This window comes from Desulfonema magnum, assembly GCF_017377395.1.
Classification (GTDB): Bacteria; Desulfobacterota; Desulfobacteria; order Desulfobacterales; family 4be13; genus Desulfonema_C; species Desulfonema_C magnum.
The window spans coordinates 4,128,317-4,152,759 of record NZ_CP061800.1 but is presented as its reverse complement, the minus strand read 5'-3'; the positions used below and the strand labels follow the sequence as shown (position 1 = coordinate 4,152,759).

Below are 24,443 nucleotides of genomic sequence, written 5' to 3'. Positions count from 1 at the left end.
GAGATTCGGCTCGCTCCCTGTCAGGGTCCGGGTCATGTCCGCCCGAATTTCCGACTGGCTGCGGGCTTTGCCCCAGATGCGGATTTCGGCCAGGGGGCCTCCGAAGTATCTCTCGCTCCGTGCGGCGCCCAGCCTGCCCAGAACCATATCTATTGCCTTGTCAAAGTCCTTTGCGCCCGAGTTCCGGCCTGCCGGCTCGCCGTCAACATACAGGAATATGTCCGCGCCGCTTCTGACACATGCCGCATGGTGCCATTCCCCGTCATTGAAGGCGGTTTCGGAACGGATCTCGATGTTGTTGGTTCCCGGGGGTGAGCGGTGAAAATAGCGCACCTGGCCGGACTTGTTGATTTCCACGAGGACACCGTGGGTGCCGGCGACCGTGCCCGCGAGAATGTCCTCGTAGCTGCCGGCGGTGGCAAACCATGCCTCGACAGTGTAATCCCCCCGGGCAAAGTCAATTCCTCCCAGATCCACATAATCGTCCTGCCCGTCGAGCTTCAGGGCCGTCAGAAGCGGCATCTCCCCGGTCTGAATCCGAACTTTGTCAAACGGCACGGTTCCGGGATTTCCGTGAATCTGGCCGTGGCTGCCTCCGGGACCGATATCCGCGGCCGAGCCCTCGGTCAGGGGCCAGTAGCTCAGGAGATTCGGCTCGCTCCCTGTCAGGGTCCGGGTCATGTCCGCCTGAATTTCCGACTGGGTGCGGGCTTTGCTCCAGATGCGGATTTCGGCCAGGGGGCCTCCGAAGTATCTCTCGCTCCGTGCGACGCCCAGCCTGCCCAGAACCATATCTATTGCCTTGTCAAAGTCCTTCGCGCCCGAGTTCCGGCCTGCGGGCTCGCCGTCAACATAGAGGAATATGTCCGCGCCGCTTCTGACACATGCCGCATGGTGCCACTCCCCGTCATTGAAGGCGGTTTCGGAACGGATCTCGATGTTGTTGGTTCCCGGAGGGGCGCGGTGAAAATAGCGCACCTGTCCGGCTTTGTTGATTTCGAGAAGGACGCCGTGGGTGCCGGCGACCGTGCCAGCGAGAACATCCTCGTAACTGCCGGCGGTGGCAAACCATGCCTCGACAGTGTAATCCCCCCGGGCAAAGTCAATTCCTCCCAGATCCACATAATCGTCCTGCCCGTCGAGCTTCAGGGCCGTCAGAAGCGGCATCTCCCCGGTCTGAATCCGAACTTTGTCAAACGGCACGGTTCCGGGATTTCCGTGAATCTGGCCGTGGCTGCCTCCGGGACCGATATCCGCGGCCGAGCCCTCGGTCAGGGGCCAGTAGCTCAGGAGATTCGGCTCGCTCCCTGTCAGGGTCCGGGTCATGTCCGCCTGAATTTCCGACTGGGTGCGGGCTTTGCTCCAGATGCGGATTTCGGCCAGGGGGCCTCCGAAGTATCTCTCGCTCCGTGCGACGCCCAGCCTGCCCAGAACCATATCTATTGCCTTGTCAAAGTCCTTCGCGCCCGAGTTCCGGCCTGCGGGCTCGCCGTCAACATAGAGGAATATGTCCGCGCCGCTTCTGACACATGCCGCATGGTGCCACTCCCCGTCATTGAAGGCGGTTTCGGAAAGGATCTCGATGTTGTTGGTTCCCGGAGGGGCGCGGTGAAAATAGCGCACCTGTCCGGCTTTGTTGATTTCGAGAAGGACGCCGTGGGTGCCGGCGACCGTGCCAGCGAGAACATCCTCGTAACTGCCGGCGGTGGCAAACCATGCCTCGAGGGTGTAATCCCCCCGGGCAAAGTCAATTCCTCCCAGATCCACATAATCGTCCTGCCCGTCGAGCTTCAGGGCCGTCAGAAGCGGCATCTCCCCGGTCTGAATCCGAACTTTGTCAAACGGCACGGTTCCGGGATTTCCGTGAATCTGGCCGTGGCTGCCTCCGGGACCGATATCCGCGGCCGAGCCCTCGGTCAGGGGCCAGTAGCTCAGGAGATTCGGCTCGCTCCCTGTCAGGGTCCGGGTCATGTCCGCCTGAATTTCCGACTGGGTGCGGGCTTTGCTCCAGATGCGGATTTCGGCCAGGGGGCCTCCGAAGTATCTCTCGCTCCGTGCGACGCCCAGCCTGCCCAGAACCATATCTATTGCCTTGTCAAAGTCCTTCGCGCCCGAGTTCCGGCCTGCGGGCTCGCCGTCAACATAGAGGAATATGTCCGCGCCGCTTCTGACACATGCCGCATGGTGCCACTCCCCGTCATTGAAGGCGGTTTCGGAACGGATCTCGATGTTGTTGGTTCCCGGGGGTGAGCGGTGAAGATAGCGCACCTGCCCGGCCTTGTTGATTTCGAGAAGGACGCCGTGGGTGCCGGCGACCGTGCCAGCGAGAACATCCTCGTAACTGCCGGCGGTGGCAAACCATGCCTCGACAGTGTAATCCCCCGGGCAAAGTCAATTCCTCCCAGATCCACATAATCGTCCTGCCCGTCGAGCTTCAGCGCCGTCAGAGCCGGCACCTCCTCGGTCAGAGCCCGAACCTTGTCAAACGGCACGGTTCCGGGATTTCCGGAAATCTGACCGTTGCTGGCACCTGGGCCGAAGTCCATGCCCGAGCCATCGCGGAGGGGCCAGTAGCCCGCAAGATTCAGCTCGTTTCCTATCAGAGGGAGGCTCATGTTCGCCTGAATTTCCGACTGGGCAAGGACCCTGTTCCAAATACGAAATTCGGCCATGCCGCCTTTATGGAATTTGTTCGTCCAGCATCCGATCCAGAGTCCTGAAAGCGGAATGTCCGGCCCGTCCGAGTTCTGGCTCGATGCGACCAGCTCCCCGTCGAGGTATATCCCCATGAAGCTCCCGCCGTTTCCCTCGGACACCAGGGCCACATGGGTCCATTTGTCCAGGTGGGGAGAGTAGTCCACGGACACCCTTCCGGTTCCCCCGCAATGCCCGTAATCCCAGTAGAGAATGCGGTTGTCCCAGGGTGCATGGGCCTGAAAGCGATTCGGATTGTCCTGGTTGCCGACACTGAAGGCACTGGAATATTTGAGATCGGCGGCCCCGGTTTTGTTCCAGAACTCGATCGTCACGGGTCCGCCCTCGGGCCATTGGAACCCTTCTGCTTTTACATAGTCGTCTGTTCCGTCGAGCTTTATGACCATTATGGGTGAAGGTGCCTGCTCCAGTTGGAGATCACTGACAACTTTCCATATGGCACCGCCTTTGACAGCAGCATGATTGGCATTGGCGGTCAGGTCATTGGCGATGTTCCCCTGCCCCTCATCCAGTCTCCAGCAGCCTGCGAGACCCTCTTCCTTTCCATTTATCCGGCTGTTCATGGCTGCCTGTATCTGGGCTTGGCTGCGGGCGCTGTTCCAGACACGAACTTCACCGATTTTACCATTAAAAAAGTATGCCGGACTTGTTTCCGTATTGCCAGATCCGATACGCAGGGGTCTGGCCGTGTTCGGTTCCATTGAAACACTTTTTGATCCAACGTGCTGTCCGTTCACATAAAAAATTATCTGTGAACCGTCGCAGACACCTGCCAGATGGGTCCAGTCTGATGTCACAGCAGGACCTATGACGCTCTGCCATGACGAGGGACCGCAGCCCACCCAGAATTGCCAGTTGTTTGACGGACTGGCATAAATTATATATCCCCTTGTGGGAGATATGTCACGAGAAGTCACAAGCGAACGCCATCCTCCGCTTCCGCCTTCGACTTTGACCCATGCCTCCACAGTGAACTGAGACGGGTTCAGCAATACCTCGTAAGGAACCTCGATATAATCATCGGCTCCGTCAAGATCCAAAACAGTGATGCTTCCCATAATTGTTCCCTTTCTTTAATTTTGATATGATCAAATAAGAAATTTGTAAAACCTGAAACTTGGAATTTTCATTTTGATCTATTCTTCATTTTTGCTGTTCCGAGAGAATGGTCAATCTCTGACAATCCCTGAAATGCCAACAAGCTCAAAAAAACGATAACATTTTACTTTTTTATATCAAAAGACTTCAACATTACCGAAAAGTCCTTTTTAAAAGCCAAATTTAAACATACTTTTATAATCATTTCAAATTATTATTAGGGCAATAGCAACGACTTCACGGAGTGAGGCGTAAGAATGAGAATGAGAAAAAAGTCTAAATCTCAAGCGTAACTCTCAGCACTTCCGGGATTGTGGTAACGCCTTCCTTAACTTTTCGCCACCCATCCTGTCTCAGCGTCATCATTCCTTTTTTAAGAGCTGTTTTTTTGATTTTTTCAGCGGTTGAGTGTTCAATGATTTCTCTCCGAATATCCTCATCTATGGAAAGATATTCAAAAATGGCTGTTCTTCCTTTGAAACCGGTATATCTGCATTCCTCACACCCCTCGCCGCTGAAGAATCGGATTTTGGATACTTCTCCGGGGCCTAATTTCATTGATCTTAAAAGCTTCTCATCCGGTCTGATCTCTGTTTTGCAACGGGGGCAGATCACCCGGACAAGTCGCTGTGCGAGAATTCCCAGCAATGTGGAGCTTAAAAGAAAATTCTCCACGCCCATGTCGAGAAGGCGTGTGATGGCACCGGTCGCGTCATTGGTGTGCAACGTGCTGAAAAGCAGATGTCCGGTCAGAGCGGATTGTATGGCAATCTCGGCTGTTTCCCGGTCTCGGATTTCTCCCACCAGTATAATGTCAGGGTCCTGGCGGACAATGGAGCGTAACCCATTGGCAAATGTCAGGCCGATCTTGGAATTGACCTGAATTTGGTTGATCCCCCGCATCTGATATTCCACAGGGTCTTCCAGGGTGATAATCTTATTCTGAGAAGAATTAATTTTGGCAAGGGTGGTATAGAGTGTTGATGTTTTTCCGCTTCCTGTGGGACCGGTGACGAGTATCATTCCGTAAGGCTGTGACGTCAGTTCCGCATACTGGGAAAGAACATCGTGGGAAAAGCCTAATTTCTCAAAATCGAGAATAAGCGTCTCTCTGTCCAATATCCGCATGACAAGGCTTTCGCCAAAAAGTGTGGGAACAGTGGACACCCGGAAGTCAATCTCCCGGTCTCCTATCCTGAGCTTGATTCTGCCGTCCTGGGGAAGACGCCGTTCCGCAATATCCAGTTTGGACATGATCTTGACTCTGGAAATGACCGCGGCCTGAAGACGGGCCGGCGGAGATTCCGCATCATGCAATACTCCGTCAATGCGGTATCTCACCTTGAATTCATTTTCAAACGGCTCAAAATGAATATCACTGGCGGTCTGATCCACGGCATTGAGAATCAGCCGGTTGACCAGGCGAATAATGGGTGCCTCCGAGGCAAGGTCTCGCAGATGATCCGCATCTGTTTCTCCTTCAGCCGCTATTTCATAAATATCCTTGCCTGCTTCCTCTATGATGGTTTCAATGGACTGACTTCCGGCTCCGTATAGCCTTTCAATGGCTTCGATGATATCTTCTGTCTTGCCTTTGTATGCCTCGATATTGAGACTGTATGCGAATTTTAAGGCGTCAATAGTATAAACGTCCTCGGGTTCGGATATGGCGATTCGGAGGGTATTATTTTCTAATTCCAGAGGAACAAATTTTGATTGTTTCATGAATTTTTTGGAGAGGTTGTCCAAAACTACGGGTTCTTTGGGGTAATCCTGATAAGTTACTGAGGGCATTTTTTTTTTGGGTGTTAGGTGTTAGGTGTTAAGTGTTAAGTGTTAGGTGTTAAGTGTTAAGTGTTAAGTGTTAGGTGTTAGGTGTTAAGTATTTTAATTCTGAAATTCGTGTTTGTCCTGTCGGAAAGCAGAGGGCGAACGGCAAATTTCCTCGTTCCCACGCTTTGCGTGGGAATGCCTTCCAGACGCTTTGCGTCGTGTGCGGCAGACAGATTCCGGGACGCGAAGCGTCCCTTCTGCATTCCCACGCAAAGCGTGGGAACGAGAGCAACAAAAGCGTGGGAACGAGAGCAACAAGATCAAATTGTTATTTGTCATTTGGAATTTGTTGTTTCCGAACTCAGAAAAAGCTTTAAGACTTTATACAGATAAAATCCGTCTTTTGCGCCTGCCAGTTCACGGACAGAGTGCATGGCAAATGTGGGTACGCCCACATCCACAGTCTTTATCCCGATTTTAGCGGCCGTTATAGGGCCAATGGTGCTTCCACAGGCCATGTCGCTCCGCATGACAAAGGTCTGTACCGGAACCTGAGTTTTTTGGCAAAGATAGCGGAATAGCCCTGCTGTATGACTGTCGGACGCATAGCGTTGTTTGGCATTGATTTTGATGACAGGTCCCTGATTTAAAATAGGGCCGTGATTGTCGTCAAATTTATTGGCATAATTGGGATGCACCCCGTGAGCGTTGTCCGCTGAAACCATCACAGAGCGGTCAATGGTTCTGCCCAGGTCTTCCGGGGAAGGGCACACGCGTTTCAGCACGGATTCTAAAAATGGCCCCTGGGCACCGGATGTTGAAACACTGCCAACTTCTTCGTGATCATTGCAAACCAAAAGGCACGAGGCATTTTTATCCGCTTGTGTCAGGCTCATCAGGCCCGTGTAGCAACTCAGCAGATTATCCAGGCGGGCGCTGGCGATGAAGTCCTGGTTTATTCCCACATAACCCGGGGGTTGTGTATCGTAAAAGCTGAGTTCATATTCCAGCACGGATTCTGCGTCAATATTCGGATATTGTTTTCTTAATTGCTGTAATACGATTTCCCTGAAATTGGGTTTTTCCTGATCGGAAACCTGCAATAAAATCGGAGGAAGATCAGTCTGTTCGTTAATGGTCCGTTTTTTGTTAGCTTCTCTGTCGAAATGTATTGCCAGACTCGGAATGACTGCGATGGGACCTTCAAAGTCAATCATGGCGTTTTTGAGAGTCTTGTCTTTGGATAAATAACTCACCCGCCCTGCCAGGGACAGATCACGGTCAAACCAGGGGTTGAGCAATGCGCCGCCATAGACTTCGACGCCTAATTGCAAATAGGTTTTGTTGACGATTTCCGGTTGAGGCTTGACTCTGAGGCAGGGGCTGTCTGTGTGGGCACCTGCCATGCGAATACCTGTCTCGGGTAAATTCGATGACCCCAATGTAAAAGCAATAACAGATGAATCGTTTCGGGTGACGAAATAGCGATGCCTTTTTTGCAAGTTCCAGGCATCAGATTCGGACAGGCGGATAAATCCAGCCTTCTCCAGTATGTTTGAAATTTGTGTGACCGCATGAAACGGCGTGGGAGATTGCTTTAAAAAATTCAGCAATCCCTGATTAAATTGTATTTCCTGCATTTGTTTTTTTCTTTTAAAGTATAGTGTTACATGGATCTCCGCGTACAGGACAAAAAAGATGAGCAGCAAAGCAAAGAAACCCGGCTTTTTCCAACGGGGAAAGATGTCTCATTCGGAGAAAAAAGCCGGGTTTCTTCCTGCGCCGCAATTTTTATCCTGTACACAGCTTAGAATAACTGCCAAACTCAGCAAAGAAACCCGGCTTTTTCCGAGGGCGGAAGGTGCCTCATTCGGAGAAAAAAGCCGGGTTTCTTCCCGCACCGCAACTTTTTGTCCTGTACACAGCTTGGAAAGAATGCCAAACTGTAAGTTTGGCACTCCTCCGACGGATTTGTTTTTATAAATCCACTGACAAATTTTTTTAGTTTTTCTTGTGCTGACCCTTATGCTCACTCTTACCCTGTTTTTTTTCTTCAATTTGCTTTTCGGCGGATATCTTTTCGGCTTTGGATTCTCCCTCGGTTTCGGATACCGTCTTTACCTCAGATATTTTACTGACTTCGGATACCGTCTTTATTTCAGAAACTTTTTTTACCGAAGAAGTTATGGCTTCTATCTGTCCAGTGACAATCCGGTCTTTGTTTAATTCAAATGTTTTGGGACCAATGCCGCTTACTTTTACAATATCCCCGGGCGTTCTGAACGGTCCGTTGCTTTGCCGGTATTCAACTATTTTTTTAGCAATTGCGGGACCTATCCTGTGCAACTGAGTCAGTTTTTCGGCAGACGCATTGTTGATATCAATTTTTCCAAGTTTAATTTCAGATGTCTTATCCTTAACTTCGGTTGCATCCTTCTTAATTTCAGCCGCTTCTTTTTTAATCTCAACTGCTTCCTGCCTGGCTTCGACTGCTTCCTTTTTAATCTCGACAGCTTTTTTCTTGATTTGAACTGCCTTTTTAATTTCAGCAGGGGTCTCTTTGGATTGTCCAGCGACAATCCGATCTTTGTTTAACTCAAAAAATTTGGAACCAATCCCCCTGACCTTTGTGATATCTTCAGGATTTTTAAAAGCTCCTTTTTCCTGCCGATAATCCACAATTCTCTGGGCAATGGACGGGCCTGCTTTCTGGAACTGGGTCAGCTCTTTTGCAGAAGCTTTGTTGATATCAATCTGTTCCATGTCCCCGGCCCATGGCGTTCCGGCCATACTCATAACAACCATAATGGTGATCAGTGCGAAAAATCCCTTTACCAGTTTCATTTTAATCCTCCTTTAAGGTTGGTTAAAAAATGGTTAAGAACTTCACCGACTTCATTCATATATTAAAAGCTGCCTGAAAACAGCGTATCCGCATAAAATCTGGCAATCGGATTCATCTCATCAAAATGATGTTCTTTGTTATTATTTTTTACTGCCATCTCTTTTCTGATATCGGAAGCAAGTGTCTTGCCAAGTTCCACGCCAAACTGATCAAAGGGGTTGATGTCCCATACAAAGGCTTCAAAGACTGTTCTTGCTTCATAAAAAGCAAGCACACGGCCAATGTTCTCTGGTGACAAATCATTTAAGAGGAGGGTTGAGGAAGGCCGATTCCCAGGAAAAGCTTTGGCCGTGTTTGTATCTTCTTTTCCCACAGCGAGGGCCATGGGCTGTGAAATCAGATTTGCCCATAGCTCCTGATGATTTGTCACGCCCTTTGACTCAGACTGAAATTGTTCGTACTGGGGATTGATCACGCCGATAAAATCAATGGGAAACGGGCGCCCCTGGTGCGCCATCTGAAAAAAGGAATGCTGCGCATTTGTGCCGGGTTCTCCGAAAATAATAAGGCCCGCGGATTCATCCAAAAACTCTCCGTCCTTTGTAACGAATTTGCCATTGCTCTCCATGTAAAGCTGCTGAACATGGGGGGCTAGTTTGCAAAGCGGACTTGCATAAGGAATAATGGCCTGTGCCGGATACCCCAGAAAATTGTTGTTCCAGATACTGATAAGGGCGGCAATGAGGGGAAGATTTTTACTCGCGGGCGCATTTTTGGCATGATTGTCCATTTCTTCCGCGCCTTTTAAAAAGCGTTCAAACCGGTCATATCCCAGGAAAAGACTGAGCGGCACACCGCCTACGGCAGAGGTGACGCTGTATCTGCCGCCGATAAAATCAAACATATGAAAAGAGGCAAGCACAGGGTTTGAGGGATCATCTCCGGGACTTCCCTTGCTGGTGACGGTGACAACATGCTTTGCAGGATCAATGCCTTTTTCCTCCATAAAGGCATAAGCCTGTTTTGTGTTTGCCAGTGTTTCCGCGGTGGTGTAGCTTTTTGAAATAACAATCCACAAAGTGGTTTCAGGGTCAGTGCGGGATACAATTTTTCCGAAATTATGAATGTCAACATTTGCAAGATAATGAATTTCAATATCTTTATCAGCAAAAGCATATAACGCCTCGGAGACAAATTCTGTGCCAAGATATGAACCGCCGATGCCGATGACCACCGCATCTTTAAATCGTTTGCCAGTTGATCCGGTTATTTTTCCTGAGTGAATATCTTCCGCAAATGCGCTGATCTCATTTCTCACCCTTCTGATTTCAGGCATGACATCTTTGCCATCCGAGACAACAGGATGACTTGAAAAGTCTCTCGATGCTGTGTGAAGGGCGGCCCTGTTTTCTGTATTGTTGATCTTTTCCCCGCTGACCATGGCTTTGAACCGATGTTTCAGTTTTCTTGTTTCAGCAAGTTCGAGCAGCAGTTCCAAAGTTTTTTCATCTGTTCTCTGGCGGGAAAAATCATAAAATATGCCAGCATCTTTTAAAGAAAATTTTTCCAGCCTCCCTTTTTCCCTGATAAGATTTCTTAAATGTTTTTCAGGCTGATCAATAAGCTGTGCATGTTGCTTCAGCTTTTTCCATATGTGAAGATCACTAAGGGGCTGACAGGGCATATTGCTCTCCTTTTTTATGGTCGTCGGATGTATATAAATTATATCATAATTAGATGCTGATTTTATTTCACAAGATTTTTGTTTTTGTTTCAAAATTAAAAAAAATCACTTTTACAATAACTCAGATCACTAAAAAACAAGCAATGCAATTTTCATTCAAAAAAACTCTGACGCTGAAGATAATATCTAATATTATAAGGATACAAAAAATTCAAGAATTATTTTTCAGATTCGGATTATCAAGTTTTTTTCTCCTGATTTTTATTAAACACAGAAGGTTACATAGAATTTTATGACTAACAGACCGACTTTCCTTTTAATTTTATAAATATTTTAATGGCGTTGGCTATGTTTCTTAACGTTTTGAATAAATTCTCTGGTGATATTATTCTCTTGATTGCACGCGGGTTTTATGTTATCTGCCCGGATAATAAACCAAAATTATCAGGTAACTGGGAACATTGAATTATACAGTCTTTCAACTTTGGGTTTTACGGACGTTCTTTTTGTAAAAAACTGTCAGCATAGGACAAAAATTTTTTTTCGGTTGTGAAATTTCTCAGAAGGGACCGACGGAGGGCAGCATTTCTCAAAATTGCAATTCCTATGCTTGGAAAAACCAAAAGTGTATGTGCTTCATATGCGGATGTTTTTCAGCATAATCTAAGTTAACTATTAGGGGAATTATGGATATATACAAAACAATATTTTGGGGTTATCTATCCATAGCGTTGATTACATTGATACCAACTATCAAGAATATTATTGCTGGTGTCAAATTAAATCCTGGTGGAGTATCATTTGAAAGTTGTCCTCATTTCAGTGAGCAAAACAAACAACGTTTGTCTGACCATTATTCACGATTAATAGGAACATTAGGCTTTTGGAAAAAACGGGCTGAAACATATACCTCATTCCATTACTACTGTGTTATTTGGACAATTCTTTCAGCTTGGGCGGTGCCTATCATTGCTTCATTAAGCCCGGAGTCATCATCAACTCCGGAGTATTCCAAATTGCTAATAGTTCTTGTCTCTGGTCATGTTGCGTTAGCGCTAAGTTTTCACAAAGGTTTAAAAGTAGCCGATGGAATGAAAGCCTTTCGTCATGGCGAATCAGAATTTTATGATCTATACAGGCGCCTTTTAGACCGACCACATACATTGGGCAAAGACGAACACGAACAAATTGATAACTATTTTTCTGAAGTTGAACACATCCGCAGATTGGTCCGAAATGCTGAGACAGAAAGTTTACCAACTATCGAAGATGTTAAATCAGGCGGACAAAATGGCTGATAATTTGCTTATAAAGAGCCGTGGCCCCACAGCTCAAACATTAGGCAGTTAACTTAAAACAGAAGGAAAATTATTATGCAAAGAAGAGCATTTTATAGTTTTCACTACAAACTGGATAACTGGCGTGCATCGCAAGTAAGAAATATGGGTGTATTTGAAGGTAACAGACCTGCTTCAGATAATGATTGGGAACAGATTAAAAGAGGGGGGAATAAGGTTATTCAAAAATGGATTGATAACCAATTAAAGGAAAAATCAGTCGCTATTGTTCTCATTGGTGAAAAGACGGCGGGCAGGAATTGGGTAAAATATGAAATAAAAAAAGCTTGGGATGATGGTAAAGGAATCCTTGGAATATACGCATAAGTCTATAAGTGTTGACTTTTTAGATTAACACTCTGAAATTTAAACAGATTTTATTTACACCTGTATTTTGGCAGGATTCCCCTGATATTAAAACAAATAACCTGCTAATTTTATTGAAAGGTCAACACTTTTAGACTTATCCGGATGTGTATGGGGTAACACCCCCTTTTTACTCGAGGTGGCGGGAGCGAATCTTTTCTGAAACGTCTTGTCAGCCCCCGGTCGTCACTGATCATGTTCGTTAGGCAAAACAGCGAAAAAAGGAAATTACATTTGAGTATCTTACCTTTTACAATTGACAACAAAAAAAGAATTCTTGTCGCGGGAGCTGGCGGCGGATATGATTTTCTTTGCGGGCTGCCAATAGTTCTTGAACTGGAGTCACAAGGCTGCGAAGTGCTGATCGCAAATTATTCATTTACAAATCTGAATGAAATTCAAAATGCGACATGGCATAATAAAAGATTATTAGAAACAGACAGCACTTCTGTTCTCCCAAATTCAGATTATTTCCCGGAACTGCTTTTATCAAAATGGTATAAAAGCAAAGGGATTAACAAATCAGTATGGTGTATTGCACACGGGGGAGTACGCCCCACTTTGACCAGTTATAATTATCTGATAAATAAATTCAATATTGATACGGTATTCTGTGTTGACGGGGGCGTGGATGGTATTTTCAGAGGAGATGAATATGATCTGGGAACACCTTCCATGGATTCAATTTCCGTAATATCTGCCAGTTTGTGTGATGCTTCAGATAAGATTTATGTTTGTACTGCATTTGGCACGGAAGGTGCGGCGAATGAAGTTTCACATGCTCAGGCATTAAACAGAATATCTGATCTGATGAAAGAAAATGCCCTGATCGGGGTATCAGTATTAAACAGAGCTGAAAAACCAGGGAATGAATTTATTTCAGCAATGAATTATATTTTTCATCAGACTGAACCCATAAAAAGAAGTATCATCATCAGCACAATACTGGCATCAATGGAAGGTGTTTATGGAAAGGTGTCTGTTCATCCGAAAACAGAGTATAACCCGCCCTGGATATCTCCGCTGACAGCGTTGTTATGGTTTTTTGATGCCCAAAATGTTGCCAAAATGAAATTATTTTATGAAGAATCAATTACTTCTGCGGAAGTAAGTGATGTTGCAGATGCCATAGACAGAGCCAGGAAAAGCACTTCAGTAAAACAATATGAATCAATCCCAATATAAAATTTGCATAGCAAGCTTTTCAGGGTGATGTTCCGGTCCTGAATATAAAAAATATAACCCTTTGAATCCATTTTGAAAGTATGCTGGCATGTCCGGACTTGAAATATTATCTGAAAATGATAGTTTGCTTTTATGCATATATATGGATAAAGAAAATATCAAAATGGCAACGAAGAATTATCCGATTATCATTGTGAAAAATAAGTGTTATACCTACACAGGAGACATAAGGGACATGACGCTGAATATCTGAAAAAACACGCTGCCTGGTATCAAGAGCAAACCTGTTAATTTTGCTCATTATATATTAACTTTATATTTTTTAACTGAAGGAGGAAAGAAAAAGATGAAAAAATTGATTATGGTTATTATGGTGGGACTGCTGATCCTGCCGGTGGCTGCCAATGCCGGAAGTTTCCAAGCAAAAGACCGGACATTCACCCTCAGCGGAAGCGGTGAAAGCGAAAATGATTTTGATAATGCGGTAATTTCCATGCAGGCCAGTGTGGGCTATTTCATCAAGGATAATATTGAGATTGCATTTCGCCAGGGCCTGAGCTTTTCTGACAGTGGTGATGGTGAGACCGACTGGGCTGGCTCAAGCCGTATTGCAGCGGACCGCTACATGGATGATCTGGGACTGAAAGGAATTTTGGAGCCGTTAACAGCATTCGTCGGGGTTAATTTCGGTTACCGCTACGGTGATGAGATAGACAGTGATTTTATTGCCTGTCCCGAAGTTGGTTTGAAATATTTTATCAGCGACACAACTTTTATTACAACGATGGTGGAGTATGAAATCCTGCTTGAAACAGATTATGATGAGTGGGATGACGCTTTTTCCGACGGCAGATTCATTTATACGATAGGTATGGGCCTTAGGTTCTGATTTTCTGTGTGAAGAAAGGGGGCATCCGAGGCCAATGTTGTTACATGGTGGGATTCCCCCTTAATATTTAAAAGGTCTGAACAAAAATTTTCAAGCAGTTAAAGAGGGTCGAAGACTTTGCAAGTCTGACATACGCTTTTTAACTGATGTTATGCACTTTTCTTAAACCCGCAGTCTTTATTCAGGCAGGCCAGAAACGTCCCTTCCTTTTTGGAAGACTTTTCAACCAGAAAGCTCGCGCCGCAGGCCGGACATGCCTCATCCACGGGTTTGTCCCATATGGCAAAAGTGCAATCCGGATAACGGCTGCAACCATAAAAGACTTTCCCCCGTTTGGATCTTCGCTGAACCAGTTCCCCGTCACAGCCCTCATTCGGACACTTGATTCCTGTTGCCTGTCCCCCGTTGTTTGAGTCTGTGGACTGCGTATGTTTACAGTCCGGGTAGCCGCTACAGGCAAGAAACGTGCCATATTTCCCACGTTTCACCACCATGGGCTTTCCGCATTTTTCACAAACCTTATCCCCGACCTCTTCATGGGATATCTCAACAGGCCGGATCCGCCCTTTTTCGTCCCGGGTATAATCGTTGCTGTACTTACAATCCGGATATCCGCTGCACGCAAGAAAATGTCCGTTTTTACCGACCTTGACATGAAGCTTTTTACCGCATTCGGGGCAGTCAATATCTGTGGCAAACCCGACGCCTTTCATACTCAGCATGGTCTCCGAAGCCATATCCAGCTCTTTCTTAAAAGGCGTGTAAAACCCGTTCAGAACCTTTAAAGAATCCACCTCCGCGGCTTCGATACGATCCAGATCATCCTCCATTTTGGCAGTAAAATCAACATTAAACACATCCGGAAAGCTTTCCACGATCAGATCATTTACAATAAACCCCAGTTCAGTGGGCCTGAAAGACCCTTTGACAAACTCCACATATCCTTTTTCCCTTATGGTGGATAAAATTGTCGCATAGGTGCTGGGTCTGCCAATGCCGTTTTCTTCAAGCTCCTTCACCAACGAGGCCTCCGAAAACCTGGGTCTTGGCATGGTAAAATGCTGTTTCGGGTCAAATTTGTTCAGCTTCAGTTCCATGCCCTGGGAAAGTTCGGGAAGAATTTTTGACTTATCCTCATTTTCTTCATCCGAAGACATATAAAGTGCCATAAAACCGGGAAATTTTATCGTGGAACCGCTTGCGTTGAACAAATAGGAACCAGCCTTGACAGTTACAGAATTATTGTTAATCAGCGCCTGTTTCATCTGGGACGCGACAAACCGCTGCCAGATAAGGGTGTATAAACTGAGCTGGTCTTTGGAAAGATAGGACGCGAGTTTTTCAGGAGTATTAAAAACCGATGTGGGACGTATGGCCTCATGGGCATCCTGAACTTTTTTGCGATTTTTGAAAAATCTCGGCTTCTGAATGGCATACTCCTCACCAAACCGCTCCCGGATCAGCCCAAGGGCTTCTTCGGCAGCTTCCTGGGCAATTCGGGTGGAATCCGTACGCATGTAGGTGATCAGCCCCACAGGCTCGCCCCCTTCAATCTCAATTCCCTCATAAAGCTGCTGGGCCACAATCATGGTTTTTTTGGCGGAAAACCTGAGCTTTCGGATGGCTTCCTGCTGGAGTTTGCTCGTGATAAACGGAGGAAGCGGATTTCGTTTTGTGGTCTTTTTAATCACTTTTTCCACAAGTAATTTTTCCGCGGACAACTCATTTAAAATCTTCATGACTTCGGCTTCATTGGGAATATGAATCTTTTTTCCCTGTTTTTTTGTCAGCTTTGCCATAAACGGAGGCGGAACATCGCCCTCAAGATACGCAGTGACAGACCAGTATTCCTCTGACTCAAACGCATGTATCTCCCGCTCCCTTTCACAGATAATTCGGACCGCAACCGACTGCACCCGGCCCGCGCTCAGTCCTCTTTTCACCTTGCGCCACAGCAACGGGGAAATCTGATACCCCACCAGTCTGTCCAGAATCCTCCGGGCCTGCTGGGCCTCGTATTTGTTCCGGTGAAGTTCCTGGGGGGAAGCCATTGCCTCGTGAATGGCCTTCTTTGTGAGTTCATGAAACAGCACCCTGTGAAATTTGCGTTCTTTTTTCTTTAAAATTTCGGCCGCATGCCATGCAATCGCCTCTCCCTCCCTGTCCGGGTCAGGAGCAAGATAGATGTCCGTGGCTTCACCTGCGGCTTTTTTCAAAGATGTGATAATCTTCTGCTTGCCGGAAATCGTCTTGTATTTCGGCTTGAAATGATCTTCGATATCAATTCCCATTTCTTTTGCAGGAAGGTCTTTGATGTGGCCCACCGTGGCAGCCACATTGTAATCTTTGCCGAGATATTTCTGAAGGGTTTTTATTTTTGTCGGTGATTCTACAATAACAAGCGGTTTACTCACAACTACTCATCCTTTTGTCAGTTATCAGTTGTCAGGTATCAGTTGTCAGGTGTCAGTTCATCGCTGACATCTGATAACTGACTAAAACATATTCTTAATTTCTATTGAAAAAAGCTTTCCCGGATCCTGTTGCACAATTCCTCTGAGTTCGAGCTGCAACAATATACTCGAAAGTTTTCCTGAATCCATGGAAAGCTTCCGAGAAAGATCGTCTATGTGAATCGGATACGGTCCCAGGGCTTCAAAGACCTGTTCCTCTTCTGATGAGAGAGGCGGAAGCCTGTCCAATATTTTATTCTGGCTGATATCCTTGTTTGCAATGTGGGACTTTATGAGATGCGGAACTTCTTCTATAATATCCTGTACATTTGAAACCAGTTTGGCCCCGTCTTTTATCAGGTTATGGGGGCCGATACTTTTAAATGAATGAATATTTCCCGGCACAGCAAACACTTCCCTGTTCTGTTCCGCTGCAAAACGTGCTGTGATCAGGGCCCCGCTCTTTCGATGGGCTTCCACCACAACGGTGCCCATGGAAATTCCGCTGATAATTCTGTTTCTTATGGGAAAGTGATACGGTTTCGGTCCCGCCCTCAGATGAAATTCGGAAACAACAGCCCCGTTTTCTGCAATCGCATGAAACAGTTTCTGATTTTGTCGGGGATAAATCTGCTCCAAACCGCTTCCCAGGACAGCGATGGTTTTTCCTTTGCCCATGATCGCCCCGTCATGGGCAGCGGTATCAATTCCCATTGCCATGCCGCTGACAACTGTGATTTTAAGCGACGCCAGCTCCGAACATAAATGTATTGTTGTGGAAACACCATAATGCGTGGCGTTCCTGGATCCCACAACAGCAATGCTTTTTGCGGAATTGCCAAGGTTTCCGTAAACATATAAAAAAGGCGGCGGATCAGGTAGTTGAAGCAAAAGGGGCGGATACTCGGGATCCGTCATGGTGACAATTTTATAGCCCTGTTGTTCTGCAAGATCAAGTTCTCTTTTCACCCAGTCCGGCGTTTTATGTCCCTGAATGGCAGATATCAGACGATGGGTGATTCCTTCCACTTCGCTGAGTTCCTCATAAGAGGCATCAAAAACATGCGCGGGAAACTTAAAGCGATCCAACAGCCTTTTGAAAAAATGATTTCCGATTCCCGGAACACTTTTCAGGGCAAACCATGGTAAAGCTTTGTTCATTTTGTGATTTGTGACTTGTGATTTGTGATTTATTAGCAGTCCTTTTATTAGCAATAGGATAAGCCACAAATCACAAATTGCAAGTTCCAAATCACAAATTCCAAATCACAAGAATTTCAAATCACAAATTCCAAATCACAAATCACTGTTATCATTGTTTCCGTCTTTCATAAGCCTGCCAAGTAAGCAATATGGGGCTGGCGACATATATTGAGGAGTATGTTCCCACAGCAACACCAATAATCATTGCAAATGCAAAATCATGAATAATTCCGCCACCCAGCAGGAAAAGCGTGACCACCACAATAAGGGTTGTCAGCGATGTCAGCAGCGTGCGGTTAAGGGTCTCATTGATACTTTTATTCAGCGTCATTTCCAAAGGATTTTTATGATATTTTTTCAGGTTTTCACGGATACGGTCAAACACAATGATGGTATCGTTTAAGGAATATCCGATGATGGTGAGAAGCGCCGCAACAATCGCCAGAGAAAATTCCTTATCAAGAATGGAAAATATTCCCACAGTAATCGTGACATCATGAATCAGCGCCACAATTGCGCCCATGGCGTATTTCAGCTTGAGAAACCAGAACAGGGTGAGGGTAATAACAAGCGCCGCTGTAATCAGGAAAGGAATGCTGACATCAAAGCCTGAGAGAGAATAAACACAAAAAATAAGCCCTGTTGCCATGATGCCGCTTTTTACCCATTCTGATTCAAAACGGCCGGATATATAAACTGTAATGAAAAGCAGCGCATAAAACATGGCTTTCAATGCTTTTTCTCTCAGGTCCTTGCCCACTTTGGGGCCGACCATTTCAATCCGGCGAATCTCGGCACCGTTTCCTGTTGCATTTTTTAAAGCCTTTTCCACCTTCTGGGAAAAGCCTTCGCCCGTGACAGCCTCCTCAGTCCGAATCAGATATTCATAATCTTTTTCCTCACCAAAGGACTGAACAGACGATATTCCGATATCTATGCGTTTCAGAGCAGATTTGATATCTTTGATCTTTGCAGGGGAAGAAAATTTTACCTGCACAACTGTTCCGCCTGCAAAGTCAATTCCGTATCTGGGCCCCTTTTGAATGACAAGCGAAGCAATGGTAATAAGAATCATTATGACAGACAGATAAAAGCCGATTTTTCTTTTACCTATAAAATCTATGTTTATGCCAGGTTTTATAAATTGCATCTATATGGACTCCTCTCAATTCTGATGGATAAAACTGCTTATTGGTCTGACAGACGACGCATAACAGATCACAATGTTTTAAATACTTAATGTTTTCATCTTTCGTTTCAGCAATAAATAATCAAATACAAGCCGTGTGATGATAAGAGCCGTGAACAGACTGGCAATGACACCCAGGCTCAGGGTGACTGCAAAGCCTTTGATGGGGCCTGTTCCGAACTGAAACAGAACAAGCGCGGCAATAAGGGTGGTGACGTTGGCATCAAGAATGGTGAGGGTTGCTCTGTCATAACCCGCATTCACTGCCGCGTGGGGGGTTTTGCCAAGGTTCATTTCCTCCCGGACACGTTCAAATATCAGCACATTGGCGTCCACGGCCATTCCGATGGTGAGAATGATGCCTGCAATACCCGGAAGGGTCAGGGTCGCCTGGAAACCGGCCAGACCCGCGGCAATAAGCAGAATATTAAGGAACAGCGCAAGGTCCGCGATCACGCCTGAAAGCTTATAATAAATAATCATAAAGAAAATCACGAGGACAAAGCCGACGCACATGGACATCAGCCCTTTTCGGATAGAATCTGATCCGAGCGAAGGCCCCACGGTTCTTTCTTCAAGGATGTTCACCGGAGCCGGAAGTGCGCCCGCACGGAGAACAATGGCAAGATCCCGGGCTTCCTGATCTGAAAAACTTCCTGTGATGCGGGCCTCGCCCCCGGGAATTTTTTCCTGAATCATCGGGGCAGAATACACTTTCTTATCCAGTACAATGGCAAGACGTTTTTTCACATTTTCTTCGGTGATTTTTCCAAAAATCCGCGCCCCTTTTTTATCAAACTTAATGGAAACATAAGGCTCATTATACTGAGAGTCTATTTCAACTTTTGCGTCCGTAAGATAGGCACCGGTTAAAAGAGATCGTTTTTTTACAAGAAAAGGAATTTTTGTGACGCGCCGGGTATCCCGGTCTTCCTTGACCTGATAAAGCAGTTCGGTTCCCCGGGGAACCTTTCCTTTTTCAGCCTCCGCGGGATCATTTATTTCATCCAGCAGTTTGAACTCCAGCAAGGCGGTTTTGCCGATAAGGTCTTTGGCTCTCCGGGTATCTTTGACTCCGGGAAGCTGTATCAGTATTCGCCTTTCGCCCTGACGTCGGATGTCAGGCTCACTCACACCGAATTGGTCAATTCGGTTTCTTATGGTTTCAAGGGCCTGTTCCGAGGCTGATTTTTTAATCCGTTCGGTCTCCTTGTCAGGAATATCCATCATAAGGTTCACAGTGCCGTCATTCTCCGTAGTTCTTGAAAGCATACGCAGATCTGCGAATTCTCTGTCAAAAACCTTGTCAAAGGCATCAATATTATCCCCATTTTTTATTTTGATTGATATCCGGGTGTTTTCAACCCGCTCAATGACAATATTTCTTCCCATATGCTCTTCTTTAAGAACACTGCGTATTTCCTGGGTGATATTTTCCACGGTGCTTTCCACGGCCTTTTCCGTATCCACTTCAAGAACAAGATGCATGCCGCCCTGAAGGTCAAGCCCGAGATTTATTTTCTTGTGGGGCCATAATTTCGGATTTGCCGTGGGAAGAATATAAATGATTGCAGCGATAACAACCGCAAGGACAATAACCAGTCTTTGTGAAAGATTTTTCAATGATCTGTTCCTCTTATAATTATACCAGTTATAAAATTTAAACTCCCATATAAACCTGTTTCTCATTCTGACAACAGCATCATGATTTCAAGTTTTATATGGGAGGTTATTTTCTATAAAATGATATTCATCATTCGTTATTGGCTATTATAATGTTCCGATCACAACAAGGTATGAAAATTTCACAGTTTTTCACGGCACTTAAACCTGACACCTGATAAAGAGAGTCCGTTCAAAAAAATTGGCTGCTTTTGGTGAAAATGCGGTCAGATCAGACCCAAAAAGCTGCCATGTGTCAGAAATACAAATTTTATGCCAGAAAAAAACCTGAATCAGAACATACAGAATGAATGTCTGAATAAGTGATTCCTAAAATTTCCGAAGCGTTGTAAATTTCAAAAAATTCGGTCCGACCAAAAATGGAAATATGACTCAGACATGGTTTTCATCGTTACATAACAAATAACATACACCTGAATTGAGAGATTTTTTACAAAAAAATTCACAAGCTTTTTTTTTGTTCAGCAAATGATAAGATCAAACTTGATAAATCAGATATAATTTCAAAGAGATAATATGATTTTACCATCAGAAACCGCTCAATTTAGGAGATAACAAATTATTTTGACTGTAAGTCTTCCGAATCAGCTTTGCCACTTTTTGCGGGCTGAGGCTGCGCGGCCTGAGCCAGGCCGGCAACATAGCCGCGACTGACCTTGACCTTGACCTTGTCTGCGATTTCCACGGTTAACGTAGATTCGTCAAGGGAAGTAATACGGCCATAAAGACCGCCGCTTGTCAATACTCGGTCTCCTTTTTTAAGGTTCCTGAGCATTTCCTGATGTTCTTTCTGTTTCTTCTGCTGGGGCCGGATAAGCAGAAAATAGAATATAACGAACATAAGGATCAGCGGAATAAACGGTCCGAATCCTCCCTGGGCTCCGCTGGCTGCCCCGCCCTGTCCTCCCATTGCATATGCGATACTACTCAGCAAGATAAAACCTCCTTAAAATTTATTATTATAACAGCTTATACAGAAACCGGGTTTTTTGAAAAAACCCGGTTTCTTATATGAGTTATAACAATTTGATCAGCTTAAAATAAAAATTTCTGTTTCTTTTTTTAATTTAAAAGCCTTTGTTAAAAACGCTGCTGATATACTTTAAATGAAAGCTCACGTCAAATATTTCTTGAATTTTTTCCGGATTAAGATATTTGGCAGATCATTTTATGATTTCTGATCAGTTGGTTAGCATCTTATTTCTTTTTTCTGCCAGAAGAATTGTTCTCTGCACCGGCCTGATTATTATAATAGTCAGCATCGCCTGCATACAAAGAAACATCAGCATTTCAGCGTTTTTCCTGACACCTGACACTTTTGTTTTTTTATTGCTCTGCCGGGATCCAGATGGTTTCCCCGTCAAACTGGATGCGACTGACATTTTTGTAATCAATCTGATTCAGCAGGGAAAAAGCCTGTCCCAGATTAAAAACAACAATTTTGCTCAACGGATGAATCAGATGAAGGTCAACATCCAGTTTGCGTTCCTTCAGATTGTATATATAAACCATTTTTTCGGAAAATTTCAGAAGTTTCCCGACTCCTGAACTGCGTCCGAGGGTGGGTTCGTCAGCACGGGGTGAAACCGTTACGCCCCGTTTTTCAAAATAATGTTTCAGAAACTCGAAATGTATATTCCAGATGTTGTCTCCCGGCCGAACCACGTGTATGCCATATACTTTTACATTCTGATCAGGTGTGATGCTCATTTTCAATGGCGCGTCAGAGGCTTTTTTAAAACCTGTGGCTTCCTGCCCTTTGTCATTTTCAGATTTGGGTTTGCCTGTGAGATCATCTTCGATAAGCCCGCCTTCTTTCAGACGTATCTTATCCAGAATTTCCCGCATGGGAATTGTTGTATCCGCGATTTTAACAGACTCGTCAGACTTGACAATCATGTCAACTCCCTTGTCAACCCCGTATTCTTCCTTGCGATCTGCCATCATATCCTTGAATTCCGAGTCGTTTTCCAGTTTGTCGTAATCTATGACAGGCTGGGATTCTGAAGGTTCCGGGGCTTTCTCAGCCACTTTTCGGGAAACAGTGCCTGTTTTTTTTTCAGGTATGTCTTTTGTAACAGGTTCCGGCCGTTGCTTCCACCAGAACCACAAACCTGCAACAATCGCTGTAATAATTATGGCGGAGGTAATAATAATTTTGAAGATGTTATCTGACAGAATTCCTTTAGTTTTACGTTCTTCGGCCATAAATAATTTCCTCCTTCCTGTTCATTTTATTGAATGTCACAGGTTGGAGGCTGTGAGTTACGATTTTGAAGCCCCTGACCTGCTCCCCAAAATTTTTTTTAAATGGTACAGCAACCTTAAAAAGGTGTCAACCTCGGATACTGTTTGGCATATTTTTGCCTGACAAATGTAACTTTTTTGTGTTTACAAGTTGTTAAAAAGCACATACAGGTTTTGTCCTGCTAAAAATATACCTGCCTGACAGAGAAATGCTGAATATCAGCATGTTTTATTTTTCAGAAACAATATTGCTTTCCATAGGGCGCATTGTTCCGTCCCCTTCGATCCTGATACTGATTTCGTGCCTCAGTTCCAGATCAAGAATTTCCTTTCGCTTTTTATTTAAAAGATAGTCAGCCACTTCGACCGGTACAATTCCTCTTATGGCGGACACTTGGTTTTTCAGGGTTTCAAGATGGAGTCTGCGGAGAAACCCGAGTCCCAGAGTTTCCGTGGAGGGGATCAGCCCTTTTCCCTTACAATACTTACAAGGCACATAACTGCCGAATTCAATGGAAGGACGGATTCGCTGTCTTGACATTTCCATAAGACCGAATTTGGAAATTTTCCCCACCTTTGTCCGGGCTTTGTCTGTTTTCAGATAATTTTTGATGGTTTTTTCAACTTCCAGTTTATGCTTGGTATCCTTCATGTCAATGAAATCAATAACGATAAGTCCTCCCAGGTCCCGTAATCGCAACTGGCGGGCAATCTCTTCGGCCGCTTCAATATTGGCCCGAAACGCTGTCTGTTCAATGGATTTCTTATGGATGGCCTTACCTGAGTTGACATCTATGGTGACCATGGCTTCGGTCTGCTCGATGACAACAGAGCCGCCGGTTTTCAAAGCCACCCGATTTTCAAATATGGACGCGATCTGATTTTCAAGCTGATATTTTGTAAATATCGGCTTTTCCCCTTTGTAAAATTTGAGTATTCTCATGTGCTTGGGGGATATGATATGAATAAAGTCTTTCACTTCATGATATACCACCTCGTCATCTATAAGAACCTCATCTATGTCGGAGGTAAAATAATCCCGTATGGACCTTAGAACAAGGGTCCGCTCCTTGTAAAGAAGAGCAGGAGGGCTTTCATCTATTCCTTTTTTATTGATGTTTTTCCATAGCCGTAAAAGATATTTCAGGTCTCTTAAAATGCGGGCCTTGGTGCAGCTTCCTCCCGCGGTACGCACGATAATGCCGAATCCATCGGGCAATTTAAGACTGTTTATAATGTCTTTCAGGCGGGTTCGCTCCGATTCCTCCTCTATTTTGCGTGAAATGCCCCGGCTCTTGCTTCCGGGCATCAGGACGATATATCTTCCGGGGAGAGATATAAAGGTGGTAAGCACGGCGCCTTTTTTCATAACGGGATCTTTTGTGACCTGAACAATAAGTTCCTGTCCGCGCTTGACAATGTTGTTGATGGAATGATCTCCAGAATCATTGTCCTGGAAATAGTCGCTGTGGATTTCGTTTTTTTGCAAAAAACCATGCCGTTCCGCCCCATAATCCACAAATACGGACTGAAGGCCTGGCTCCACACGGGTAATAATTCCCTTGTATATGTTTCCATGGGTAATTTCCCTTGCAGCGCTTTCGGTATGGAACTCCTCCAGCTGACCATCTTTTACCTTTGCAATTCTGCATTCTTCAGGGTCCAATGCATTGATAAGAATTTTGCTGGTCATAAAATACTTGTTTTATTTCCCTTCGTAAAAAAAATAGTACCTGACCCCGCTGATTCTGATGCGTCTTTTCTAAAAACCCGGGA

General features: G+C 45.4%; 16 protein-coding genes and 2 pseudogenes. 4 read left to right on the top strand and 14 right to left on the bottom strand.

The annotated features are described in order from the left end of the window. Nucleotides 1-57: 57 nt before the first annotated feature. The 7 genes and pseudogenes from dnm_RS30935 to pgi form a co-directional block, all read right to left on the bottom strand. Nucleotides 58-2,325, bottom strand: a pseudogene (locus tag dnm_RS30935) (LamG domain-containing protein); the annotation flags it as partial. 308 nt (nt 2,326-2,633) lie between these two features. Beyond that, nucleotides 2,634-3,773 (bottom strand): annotated as a pseudogene (locus tag dnm_RS30930) (LamG domain-containing protein); the annotation flags it as partial. A gap of 316 nt (nt 3,774-4,089) precedes the next feature. Then, nucleotides 4,090-5,607 (bottom strand): type II secretion system ATPase GspE, encoded by a 1,518-nt coding sequence (gspE, locus tag dnm_RS16085; protein WP_207677941.1) that lies wholly within the window; start codon nt 5,605-5,607, stop codon nt 4,090-4,092. A 77-nt stretch (nt 5,608-5,684) separates the two neighbouring features. After that, nucleotides 5,685-5,849 (bottom strand): hypothetical protein, encoded by a 165-nt coding sequence (locus dnm_RS16080; RefSeq protein WP_207677940.1) that lies wholly within the window; start codon nt 5,847-5,849, stop codon nt 5,685-5,687. Nucleotides 5,850-5,921: 72 nt separating this feature from the next. Beyond that, a complete protein-coding gene (locus tag dnm_RS16075; protein WP_207677939.1) occupies nt 5,922-7,226 on the bottom strand; it encodes a M18 family aminopeptidase in 1,305 nt (434 codons plus the stop codon). A 361-nt stretch (nt 7,227-7,587) separates the two neighbouring features. Continuing rightward, the gene (locus dnm_RS16070) at nt 7,588-8,430 is read right to left on the bottom strand and encodes a ComEA family DNA-binding protein (protein ID WP_207677938.1); all 843 of its coding nucleotides are present in this window, start codon (nt 8,428-8,430) and stop codon (nt 7,588-7,590) included. Between the two features lie 62 nt (nt 8,431-8,492). Continuing rightward, complete coding sequence (gene pgi / locus dnm_RS16065) at nt 8,493-10,115, bottom strand: glucose-6-phosphate isomerase (protein ID WP_207677937.1); 1,623 nt, start codon at nt 10,113-10,115, stop codon at nt 8,493-8,495. Between the two features lie 686 nt (nt 10,116-10,801). Here pgi and dnm_RS16060 point away from each other — a divergent pair. The 4 genes from dnm_RS16060 (at nt 10,802) to dnm_RS16045 (ending at nt 13,892) form a co-directional block, all read left to right on the top strand. After that, nucleotides 10,802-11,413: a hypothetical protein gene (locus dnm_RS16060; RefSeq protein ID WP_207677936.1), complete on the top strand. Its 612-nt coding sequence runs from the start codon at nt 10,802-10,804 to the stop codon at nt 11,411-11,413. Between the two features lie 75 nt (nt 11,414-11,488). Further along, a complete protein-coding gene (locus dnm_RS16055) occupies nt 11,489-11,779 on the top strand; it encodes a TIR domain-containing protein (protein ID WP_207677935.1) in 291 nt (96 codons plus the stop codon). 273 nt (nt 11,780-12,052) lie between these two features. Further along, complete coding sequence (locus tag dnm_RS16050; protein ID WP_207677934.1) at nt 12,053-13,003, top strand: DUF1152 domain-containing protein; 951 nt, start codon at nt 12,053-12,055, stop codon at nt 13,001-13,003. A 346-nt stretch (nt 13,004-13,349) separates the two neighbouring features. Then, on the top strand, nt 13,350-13,892 hold the full coding sequence (locus tag dnm_RS16045; protein WP_207677933.1) for a hypothetical protein: 543 nt from the start codon (nt 13,350-13,352) through the stop codon (nt 13,890-13,892). Between the two features lie 149 nt (nt 13,893-14,041). Here dnm_RS16045 and topA read toward each other — a convergent pair whose 3' ends face one another. The 7 genes from topA to dnm_RS16010 form a co-directional block, all read right to left on the bottom strand. Beyond that, nucleotides 14,042-16,306, bottom strand: coding sequence for a type I DNA topoisomerase (topA, locus tag dnm_RS16040; RefSeq protein WP_207677932.1), 2,265 nt, complete (start codon nt 16,304-16,306; stop codon nt 14,042-14,044). 81 nt (nt 16,307-16,387) lie between these two features. Next, nucleotides 16,388-17,506, bottom strand: coding sequence for a DNA-processing protein DprA (dprA, locus tag dnm_RS16035; protein WP_207677931.1), 1,119 nt, complete (start codon nt 17,504-17,506; stop codon nt 16,388-16,390). A 151-nt stretch (nt 17,507-17,657) separates the two neighbouring features. Continuing rightward, nucleotides 17,658-18,698, bottom strand: coding sequence for a protein translocase subunit SecF (gene secF / locus dnm_RS16030; protein ID WP_207677930.1), 1,041 nt, complete (start codon nt 18,696-18,698; stop codon nt 17,658-17,660). 78 nt (nt 18,699-18,776) lie between these two features. Further along, a complete protein-coding gene (gene secD / locus dnm_RS16025) occupies nt 18,777-20,360 on the bottom strand; it encodes a protein translocase subunit SecD (RefSeq protein ID WP_207677929.1) in 1,584 nt (527 codons plus the stop codon). A 619-nt stretch (nt 20,361-20,979) separates the two neighbouring features. Further along, nucleotides 20,980-21,354 carry a preprotein translocase subunit YajC gene (yajC, locus tag dnm_RS16020; RefSeq protein ID WP_337833581.1) on the bottom strand — a complete coding sequence of 125 codons (375 nt, stop codon included), beginning with the start codon at nt 21,352-21,354 and terminating at the stop codon, nt 20,980-20,982. A 392-nt stretch (nt 21,355-21,746) separates the two neighbouring features. Then, nucleotides 21,747-22,628 carry a hypothetical protein gene (locus dnm_RS16015; protein WP_207677928.1) on the bottom strand — a complete coding sequence of 294 codons (882 nt, stop codon included), beginning with the start codon at nt 22,626-22,628 and terminating at the stop codon, nt 21,747-21,749. 268 nt (nt 22,629-22,896) lie between these two features. After that, the gene (locus dnm_RS16010) at nt 22,897-24,360 is read right to left on the bottom strand and encodes an Rne/Rng family ribonuclease (RefSeq protein WP_207677927.1); all 1,464 of its coding nucleotides are present in this window, start codon (nt 24,358-24,360) and stop codon (nt 22,897-22,899) included. Nucleotides 24,361-24,443 lie beyond the last annotated feature (83 nt).

What these genes read in the sequence shown, in the direction of transcription:
- dnm_RS16070 (WP_207677938.1), bottom strand. Translation starts at nt 8,430, where the DNA reads ATGAAACTGGTAAAGGGATTTTTCGCACTGATCACCATTATGGTTGTT.
- dnm_RS16060 (WP_207677936.1), top strand. Translation starts at nt 10,802, where the DNA reads ATGGATATATACAAAACAATATTTTGGGGTTATCTATCCATAGCGTTG.
- dnm_RS16010 (WP_207677927.1), bottom strand. Translation starts at nt 24,360, where the DNA reads ATGACCAGCAAAATTCTTATCAATGCATTGGACCCTGAAGAATGCAGA.
- pgi (WP_207677937.1), bottom strand. Translation starts at nt 10,115, where the DNA reads ATGCCCTGTCAGCCCCTTAGTGATCTTCACATATGGAAAAAGCTGAAG.
- dnm_RS16045 (WP_207677933.1), top strand. Translation starts at nt 13,350, where the DNA reads ATGAAAAAATTGATTATGGTTATTATGGTGGGACTGCTGATCCTGCCG.
- secF (WP_207677930.1), bottom strand. Translation starts at nt 18,698, where the DNA reads ATGCAATTTATAAAACCTGGCATAAACATAGATTTTATAGGTAAAAGA.
- gspE (WP_207677941.1), bottom strand. Translation starts at nt 5,607, where the DNA reads ATGCCCTCAGTAACTTATCAGGATTACCCCAAAGAACCCGTAGTTTTG.
- dprA (WP_207677931.1), bottom strand. Translation starts at nt 17,506, where the DNA reads ATGAACAAAGCTTTACCATGGTTTGCCCTGAAAAGTGTTCCGGGAATC.
- dnm_RS16080 (WP_207677940.1), bottom strand. Translation starts at nt 5,849, where the DNA reads ATGCAGAAGGGACGCTTCGCGTCCCGGAATCTGTCTGCCGCACACGAC.
- dnm_RS16075 (WP_207677939.1), bottom strand. Translation starts at nt 7,226, where the DNA reads ATGCAGGAAATACAATTTAATCAGGGATTGCTGAATTTTTTAAAGCAA.
- dnm_RS16055 (WP_207677935.1), top strand. Translation starts at nt 11,489, where the DNA reads ATGCAAAGAAGAGCATTTTATAGTTTTCACTACAAACTGGATAACTGG.
- dnm_RS16015 (WP_207677928.1), bottom strand. Translation starts at nt 22,628, where the DNA reads ATGGCCGAAGAACGTAAAACTAAAGGAATTCTGTCAGATAACATCTTC.